Origin of the sequence: Micromonospora sp. M51 (assembly GCF_018070305.1) — a bacterium.
GTDB lineage: Bacteria > Actinomycetota > Actinomycetes > Mycobacteriales > Micromonosporaceae > Micromonospora > Micromonospora parva.
Window position 1 is genome coordinate 1 of record NZ_JAGPXZ010000236.1, and the last position, 7,803, is coordinate 7,803.

6 protein-coding genes and 3 pseudogenes are annotated in these 7,803 nt (G+C 72.1%); 3 read left to right on the forward strand and 6 right to left on the reverse strand.

All coding sequences use genetic code 11. The annotated features are described in order from the left end of the window. Together KBX53_RS14855 and KBX53_RS14860 are read right to left on the reverse strand one after the other, a co-directional pair. Positions 1-441: pseudogene (locus KBX53_RS14855) on the reverse strand (DNA polymerase IV); the annotation flags it as partial. Between the two features lie 57 nt (positions 442-498). Continuing rightward, complete coding sequence (locus tag KBX53_RS14860) at positions 499-969, reverse strand: VOC family protein (RefSeq protein WP_210859851.1); 471 nt, start codon at positions 967-969, stop codon at positions 499-501. A gap of 61 nt (positions 970-1,030) precedes the next feature. Here KBX53_RS14860 and KBX53_RS14865 point away from each other — a divergent pair, with 61 nt between their 5' ends. Next, positions 1,031-2,008, forward strand: a complete 978-nt coding sequence (locus KBX53_RS14865) for a YafY family protein (protein WP_210859852.1) — start codon at positions 1,031-1,033, stop codon at positions 2,006-2,008. Here the strand turns inward: KBX53_RS14865 and KBX53_RS14870 are convergent. The 4 genes from KBX53_RS14870 to KBX53_RS14885 form a co-directional block, all read right to left on the reverse strand. Continuing rightward, entirely contained in the window at positions 1,900-2,496 is a 597-nt protein-coding gene (locus KBX53_RS14870; RefSeq protein ID WP_309140776.1) for a GNAT family N-acetyltransferase, read from the reverse strand. The genes KBX53_RS14865 and KBX53_RS14870 overlap by 109 nt on opposite strands. Further along, complete coding sequence (locus tag KBX53_RS14875) at positions 2,493-3,017, reverse strand: GNAT family N-acetyltransferase (RefSeq protein WP_210859853.1); 525 nt, start codon at positions 3,015-3,017, stop codon at positions 2,493-2,495. Before KBX53_RS14875 ends, KBX53_RS14870 begins: the two co-directional genes overlap by 4 nt. A gap of 205 nt (positions 3,018-3,222) precedes the next feature. Then, the gene (locus tag KBX53_RS14880; protein ID WP_030332474.1) at positions 3,223-4,797 is read right to left on the reverse strand and encodes an FMN-binding glutamate synthase family protein; all 1,575 of its coding nucleotides are present in this window, start codon (positions 4,795-4,797) and stop codon (positions 3,223-3,225) included. Between the two features lie 88 nt (positions 4,798-4,885). After that, a complete protein-coding gene (locus tag KBX53_RS14885) occupies positions 4,886-6,016 on the reverse strand; it encodes an N-acetylmuramoyl-L-alanine amidase (protein ID WP_210859855.1) in 1,131 nt (376 codons plus the stop codon). 191 nt (positions 6,017-6,207) lie between these two features. Here KBX53_RS14885 and KBX53_RS14890 point away from each other — a divergent pair. Together KBX53_RS14890 and KBX53_RS14895 are read left to right on the forward strand one after the other, a co-directional pair. Next, positions 6,208-6,930 (forward strand): annotated as a pseudogene (locus KBX53_RS14890) (hypothetical protein); the annotation flags it as partial. 533 nt (positions 6,931-7,463) lie between these two features. Further along, positions 7,464-7,803: pseudogene (locus KBX53_RS14895) on the forward strand (MFS transporter); the annotation flags it as partial.

Below are 7,803 nucleotides of genomic sequence, written 5' to 3' on the forward strand. Positions count from 1 at the left end.
GGCCAGGAACTTCGTGCGGGCCACCCCCACCGTGATCGGCAGGTGGACCTGGTCGCGGACCTCCCGGCGCAGCCGTTCGGCGATCTCGGCCGGTGGCCCGACCAGCCGCCCCAGCCCACCCACGTCGAGGAACGCCTCGTCGATGGAGAGCCCCTCGACCAGCGGCGTGGTCTGCCGGAAGATCTCGAAGACCGCGCGGCTCGCCGCCGTGTACGCCGACATCCGGGGCGGCACCACTATCGCGTCCGGGCAGAGCCGACGCGCCTGCTGGCCGCCCATCGCGCTGCGGACACCCCGCGCCTTCGCCTCGTAGCTGGCCGCGAGCACCACCCCACCACCGACGATCACCGGTCGGCCCCGCAGGCGCGGGTCGTCGCGCTGCTCGACCGAGGCGTAGAACGCGTCCAGGTCGGCGTGCAGGATGCTGGCGCCGGGCGACACGTACACATGTTCGCATGGCGCCCGGCCGATGCGGCAGTGAGCTGGGCGAACGCCCGATCAGTCGAGGCAGAATTCGTTGCCCTCGGGATCGGCCATGATGAGGTGACCGGCGGCCAACGGGGGAGTGGGCTCGTGCCGGCCGAGGCGCTTCGCGCCGTGCGAGACGAGCCGTTCGGCCTCCGTCTCCAGGGCCGCCATCCGCGCGTCACCGGTCAGCCCGGGGGCGGCCCGGACGTCGAGGTGGACGCGATTCTTCACCTGCTTGCGTTCCGGCACCCGCTGGAAGAACAGCCGTGGTCGCGCGCCCTCGGGGTCGACCACCGCCGACGCGTCGTTGCGGTTCTCCGGCGGCACACCCATCGCCTCCAGCGCCTGGTCCCAGGATTCGAAGTCTCCGGGTGGGGCCTGCACCTGGTAGCCGAGCACCTCGGCCCAGAACGTGGCCAACCGGGCCGGGTCGGCGCAGTCGAACGTGATCTGCACGTCGCGGATCACGGCGGATCCCTGGTGTCTGATCTGGTCGGTCATGAACTGAGCCTCTCGCGGATAGCGGACAGGATTGTTCCGCTATCCGTGCAACGATCGACGAATGACCGTCGAGGCGACGACCGAGCGGGTGCTGCGCCTGCTGGCGCTGCTGCAACGACGACCGTCCTGGACGGCCGCCGAACTCGCCGTCGAGCTGGGGGTCACCGGTCGTAGCGTGCGCCGCGACGTGCAGCGCCTGCGGACGCTCGGTTACCCCGTGCACGCCGTCTCGGGCGTTGGCGGCGGCTACCAACTCGGTGCGGGCACCCGGCTGCCGCCGTTGCTCCTCGACGACGAGGAGGCGATCGCCACGGCGGTCTCGCTGCGGCTGGCCTCCGGCGGCACCGTCGCCGGGGCGGGCGAGGCGGCGCTACGGGCACTCGCGAAGCTCGACCAGGTGATGCCGTCGCGGCTGCGCGCCGAGGTGCGGGCGGTGCACGGCGCCACCGACACCCTCATCGGCCCGGTCGCCGAGATCGACGCGGAGCTGCTGGTGACGCTGGCCCGCGCCTGCCGGGACGGGGTGCGCGTTCGGTTCGACTATCCCGGCCGGGGCGCCGGGGGCCAGGAACGGACTGTCGAACCGATCCGGATGGTCACCACCGGCCGCCGCTGGTATCTGATGGCCTGGGACGTCGACCGCGACGACTGGCGGACGTTCCGGCTGGACCGGATGCGGGCGGTGGTGGCGACCACCTGGCGGTTCCGGGCCCGCGAGCACCCCGATCCGGTGGCCTTCGTGCAGCGGGCGGTGACCGGGGCGCCGTACCGGTACCTCGCCCGGGTGCGCGTGCACGCCCCGGCCGACCAGCTGCGCGAGGTGGTCCCGCCCCAGGTGGGACGGGTCGAGGACGATCGTGACGGGTGGTCGGTGCTGGTCCTCGGCGGCGACAGCCTGGACTGGCTCGCCGCGCACCTCGCCCGGCTGAGCTACGAGGTCGAGGTGTTGGAGCCTGCCGAGCTGCGCGAGGCCGCGGGCCGGCTGGCCCGTCGCCTCGCGGTGCTGGCCGGTGCGACGTCGGAGCCCGACGCGCGGTGACGCAGCGTGTAGTGCCGCAGCGACACCGGGCCGCCGTCGGGAGCGGTCCACGGCGCCGTGCTCGTGCCGACGCACCGCCATCCCGCGCGCTCGTACAGCGCGACGGCCGCGGTGTCACCGGCGGCCACCTCCAGCACCAGGTCCGTCGCGCGGGTGGCCGCCCACCGGCGGGCCCGGTCCAGCAGCGCGCTGCCCAGCGCCAACCCCCGGGCTTTCGGCACCACGAAGAGACGGGCGACCTCGGCCGTCGGCGGGGCCAGCGGCCCGCCCGCCGGGTCGGGCAGCCGGTGCACGGAGATGTGACCCACGACGGCAGCGTCGTCATCGACTGCCACCCAGGCCCGCGCCGGCTGCGGCTCGCGGAGCCAGCGGTGCGGGTCGGCGGGCCAGTTCAGCGGGTACCTGTCGACCCGGTGAACCTCGGCGAGCGCCGCGACGCAGCCGTCCAGGTCGGTGGCGCGCCGCCGGCGGATGCCCGGTGGGTTCACAGGTCGTCGAACGGGCTGGCGTAGCGGAACTCGCCCCGGATCGACTCGTTCCAGGCGTGCAGTGGCCGAGCCATGAAGTACTGCGGCCCCCACGGCTGCGGCGGGGTGACACCCAGCTCGACGGCCGGCCGGAACCCGAAACGCGGGTAGTAGTCGGGGTGCCCGAGCAGCACCACCAGCGGCTCGTCCCGCGCGTCGGCCGCGCCGAGCACCGCGTGCATCAACGCGCTGCCGACGCCGCGCCGCTGCCAGTCCGGCAGCACTCCCAGCGGCCCCAGGCCCAGCGCCACCGCCGCGCCGCCTACCAGGCCGCGGGTGGCCACCACGTGACCGACCACCTGGCCGTCCGAATCGACCGCCACCAGGGAGTACGCGGGCAGCCAACCCTCGTCGGCGCGGAGCGCGTCGACGAGCGTCGCCTCGACCGGTACGCCGTCACCGCCATCGGCCTTGGCGAAGGCCGCGGAGTGCACCGCGCGAATCGCGTCGACGTCGGCGGGTGTCTCGCGTCTGATCAGCACCGCGCCACCATAGACGCGGTGAGTTGCCGGCTCCACGCGTTTATCGCCGGCACCGATCTGCCGGCGGTCGTCGTGGACGGCGGTCGTGGTGGGTGGTGGTCGCCGGTGGCCGGCGGTCGTGGTGGCCGGCGGGCGGCACTTCGCGGACATGGCGGGGAGACGCTTGATGTCTGTGAGTCATCATGATGACTCACAGACATCAAGCTCAGCCGACGGCGGTGGCTGACGGCGGGGCGCTGCCGCCCTGCGGCGCCTCCGGGACCATCAGTCGGATGATCTCCGCCCGGTCGGCGGGCGAGGGCAGCCCCCATTCCGGCCGGTAGCCGTACACCTCGTGCAGTGGCGTGGAGCTGGTGCGGCCGTCCAGGATCTCCACGGCGTCGGTGCCGATCAGGCCGGGGTGTTCGACGCCGCAGGCCTCGGCGACCTTGGTCAGGTCCCGGCGCAGGGTCCGCACGTAGTTGGCCGCCCGGACCGACTTCGACGCCGGGTCCAGGCCACGGGCGAGCCACGCGTTCTGTGTGGCGACACCGGTCGGGCAGGTGTCGGTGTGGCACTTCTGCGCCTGGATGCAGCCGATCGACAGCATCGCCTCCCGACCGACGTTGACCAGGTCGCAGCCGAGCGCGAACGCCACGATGGCGTTGTCCGGCAGGCCGAGCTTGCCGGCGCCGACGAAGACCACCTGCTCGTGCAGGCCGTGCTCGGCGAAGATCTTGTACACCCGGGAGAAGCCCTGCTGGAACGGGAGCGACACGGAGTCGGTGAAGATCAGCGGTGCGGCGCCGGTGCCGCCTTCACCGCCGTCGATCGTCACGAAGTCCACACCACGGCCGGTGTCCCGCATCAGGGTGGCCAGCTCCTGCCAGAAGCCCAGGTCACCCACGGCCGACTTGATGCCGACCGGCAGACCTGTCTCGGCGGCCAGCAGCTCCACCCAGTCGAGCAGGCTGTCGCAGTCGGAGAACTCGGCGTGCCGGGACGGGCTGACGCAGTCCTGACCGGCCGGGATGCCCCGGGTGGCGGCGATCTCGGCGGACACCTTCGCCCCGGGCAGCAACCCACCGAGGCTCGGCTTGGCGCCCTGGCTCAGCTTGATCTCCAACGCCTTGACCGGGGCCCCGGCGACCAGGTCCCTCAGCCGGTCGAGGCTGAACCGGCCGTGCTCGTCGCGGCAGCCGAAGTACGCCGTGCCGAGTTGGAAGACCAGCTCACCACCGTTGCGGTGGTACGGCGACAGGCCGCCCTCACCGGTGTTCTGCAGGCAGCCGGCGAGGGCCGCACCCTTGTTGAGCGCGGTGACGGCGTTGCCGGACAGCGAGCCGAAGCTCATCCCGGAGATGTTGACGACCGACTCGGGGCGGAACGCCCGGGCCCGCCCCCGTGCCGCGCCGAGCACCTTCGCGCAGGGCAACCGCACATCGTGCCCGGCGGCCGGTGACGACGGCGGCACGGCACGGCCGAACGTGCGGTGCTTGATGATCGGGTACCCGGGGGTGTACTCGATGTCGTTGTCCGTACCGAAACCGAAGTAGTTGTTCTCCTGCTTGGCCGACGCGTACACCCAGCGGCGCTGGTCGCGGGTGAACGGCCGCTCCTCGTTGTTGCCGGCCACGATGTACTGCCGAAGCTCCGGCCCGATCGTCTCCAACAGATAACGGGCGCGGCCGAGGATCGGGAAGTTGCGCAGCAGCGCGTGATCGCGCTGGATCAGGTCCCGCGCGGCGAGCGCCGCGACGGCGGTGGCGACGGCGGGTACGGCTCGACGGGCCCAGGTCATGCCCGGGAGTCTTTCCGCCCGGACGGCGGATCAAACCGGTGAGCTGGCTGGTGGCGGTGCGGGTGCGCCCCACACCGCCACCCCGTGCTCAGCGGTGCCGGAACGACTCGCGGACCGATCCGCCGACGACAGCGCACCACGTGCTCGTGCTGAGCTTGCCGTTGCGCGGCAGCCCGTGCAGCGCCTGAAGGTCCTGCACCGCGCTCCGGGTGGCGTGGTCGTACGCCCCGGTCACGGTGACCGCGTACCCCTTGGTGGCGAGGATTTCCTGCACGGCAGTCACCGGCGCTCCGCTGGCGTGCTGGTCCAGCTCCGGCACCAGGGTTTCCCAGGTCGGGGTGGTGAGAGTGGCGTCCACGTCCACAGCGATGCCGTTGCGGGCCTGCCAGTCCTGCACGGCCGCGACGGTCGCGGCGTCGAACGTGCCGCTGACGGTCACCGGGTAGCCCCGGAAGGCGAGCAGGTGCTGCACCACCCGGACCGAGGGGGAGTTGACGAAGCGCCACAGGTCCGGCCAGCGGCGCGCCGGCACGTCACCGAGCGTGGTGCCGAGGGCGGCGTGCACGCGCCGCCGCAGCTCGGGGAACTGCCGGTAGAAGGCCGCGCCCGGGCACTCGGTGGTGCGGAAGTCCCAGTGGCCGAAGATGTCGTGCGCGTGCAGCCCGTACTGCCGGCAGATCGCGACGCAGAGCTTGACCAGCGAGTCGGTCAATGCCTTCGGCGGGGTCTCGGTGACGTAGGTGCCCTCGTTCTCGATGCCGATCGCCCGGCCGTTCTCACCCGGGCAGTGCGCCGAGATCATCTGCCGGTCGCCGGCTTCGAGCCGTTCCAGGCTGCCTCGGCGGCCCTCCAGCACGTAGCCGCCGCGGCTCACCGTGAAGTGCTGGCCGGTGTCCGACCAGCCGTTGCCGTCGATGTGCAGGTCCTGGCAGTCGTGGGCGAGCTTCACCGCCTGCTCACGGGAGTAGTCGGTGACGTTCGGGAACGCCATGTGGTGCACGATGATCTTGTTGGTGGCGATGGCGCTCACCGACAGCGGATCCTTCGGCGGGCGGGCGGCCCACTCGTCACAGCTGATGATCCAGTCCAGGTCGGTGCCCGGCGCGGCCTGCGCTGCGCCCGGGAAGGCGAGTTCGCTCCCGACGACGGCGACCGTGGCGGCGCCGAGACCGGCCCGCAGCAGCGTCCGGCGATCCACTTCGGAATGGTCGACGTGCATGGCATCTCCTCCTGCGGCCGACGGCGGGGATGAAAAGTAGCTCCAGTGGCCGCACGTACTCCGGAGAATATTGCCAATACTCGCCCGCGCGCTAGAGGGCCGGCAGAGCTCGTGATCACCGGTGTTTCCGCGCGCCGGGTCGGGGGTAGGTCGGGGCAGACCGATCCGGCTGCCCCTTAAGGAATGACCAGATGAGTGACAACGTCAGCGACGCGGTGGGCGACGCGCTCCGCTCGGTGATGCTCTTCCTGCCCAAGGCCGTCGCCTTCCTGGCGATCCTGGTGGCCGGATGGCTGATCGCCAAGGCGGTACTGACGATCGTGGAGAAGGTCCTCGAACGGGTGGGCTTCGACCGCGCCGTCGAACGCGGCGGCATCCGCCGCGCGTTGAGTCGCTCCCGGTACGACGCCAGCGACATCGTCGCGAAGCTCGCCTACTACGCGGTGCTGCTGTTCACCCTCCAGCTCGCCTTCGGCATCTGGGGGCCGAACCCGATCTCCGACCTGCTCGGTGCGGTCATCTCGTGGCTGCCCCGGGCCTTCGTCGCGATCGTCATCGTCGTGGTCGCCGCCGCCATCGCCAACGCGGTCAAGGACATCATCAGCGGCGCGCTCGGCGGCCTGTCGTACGGCCGGGCGCTGGCCACCATCGCCTCGGTGTTCATCCTCGGCCTCGGCGTCATCGCCGCGCTGAACCAGATCGGGGTGGCCACCGCGGTCACCACTCCGGTGCTGATCGCCGTGCTGGCCACGATTGGCGGCATCCTCGTCGTCGGTGTCGGCGGCGGCCTGATCCGTCCGATGCAGAGCCGTTGGGAGTCGTGGCTGACCCGCGCCGAGCGGGAGTCGCGGCTGATCGCCGAGCACGCGCAGGCGTACCGGGCCGGCCGTCGCGACGCCGAGGCGGAACTGGCCCGCGCGTCGGCCCCCACCAGCGACCCGGAGGCCACCCAGGTGGTGACCCGGCCCGCCGACACCGACGCCACCCAGGTCGTGCGCTTCCCGGTCAGCTCTGGAACCGACGACACCACCCAGGTGGTCAGCCGCTCGGCCGACCCCGACGTCACGCAGGTGGTGGGTGCCGGTGCCGACTCCGACACGACCCAGGTGGTCACCGGCGGCACCGACCGCGCGGTGCCCGGGCAGCGCACCAGCGACGACAGCGAGACCACCACTGTCATTCCGCCGGTCGACCGGCGCTGACATCCGGCGTTACGGCGGGGCGGGATCGACCTGATCCCGCCCCGCCTCGCGTTCTGCGCACCGCCTCGCCTACCCGGCCCGGTTCGCGCTGCCCGGCACGCCGAAAGCGCTGGCCGCCACCGCGCCGGTTGTCTAGCATCGCGGGCATGACCTGGCGACATTGATCCACCGGCCTAGGCCGATCCCGTGGGCCACCACGGGCACCGCACGTCCGGTGTCCGTCTCCACTCCCACGGGAAGGCCCCATGATCTCCATCGTCTCGCGCGTGCCCGACCCGGCGGTCCGCCGGCTGACGGCGACCCTCTACGGGTACGCGTTCCTCAGCGACCTTGTCCTGCTCTACCCGCTGTACGTGGTGTTCTTCGCCGACACCGGGCTGTCGGTGGGGCAGATCGCGTCGCTGTTCGTCATCTGGTCGGCCGCCGGCATCCTGTTCGAGGTGCCCTCCGGCGCGTGGGCCGACGTGCTGTCCCGCCGGCTGCTGCTGTGCCTCGCCCCGCTGGTGGCCGCCGCCGGTTTCGCGCTCTGGGTGCTGCTGCCGTCGTACCCGGCGTTCGCTGGTGGTTTCCTGCTCTGGGCCGGCG

Excerpts from the sequence above, each read along its gene's own strand:
- KBX53_RS14860 (WP_210859851.1), bottom strand. The coding sequence starts at position 969 with ATGACCGACCAGATCAGACACCAGGGATCCGCCGTGATCCGCGACGTG.
- KBX53_RS14865 (WP_210859852.1), top strand. The coding sequence starts at position 1,031 with ATGACCGTCGAGGCGACGACCGAGCGGGTGCTGCGCCTGCTGGCGCTG.
- KBX53_RS14880 (WP_030332474.1), bottom strand. The coding sequence starts at position 4,797 with ATGACCTGGGCCCGTCGAGCCGTACCCGCCGTCGCCACCGCCGTCGCG.
- KBX53_RS14885 (WP_210859855.1), bottom strand. The coding sequence starts at position 6,016 with ATGCACGTCGACCATTCCGAAGTGGATCGCCGGACGCTGCTGCGGGCC.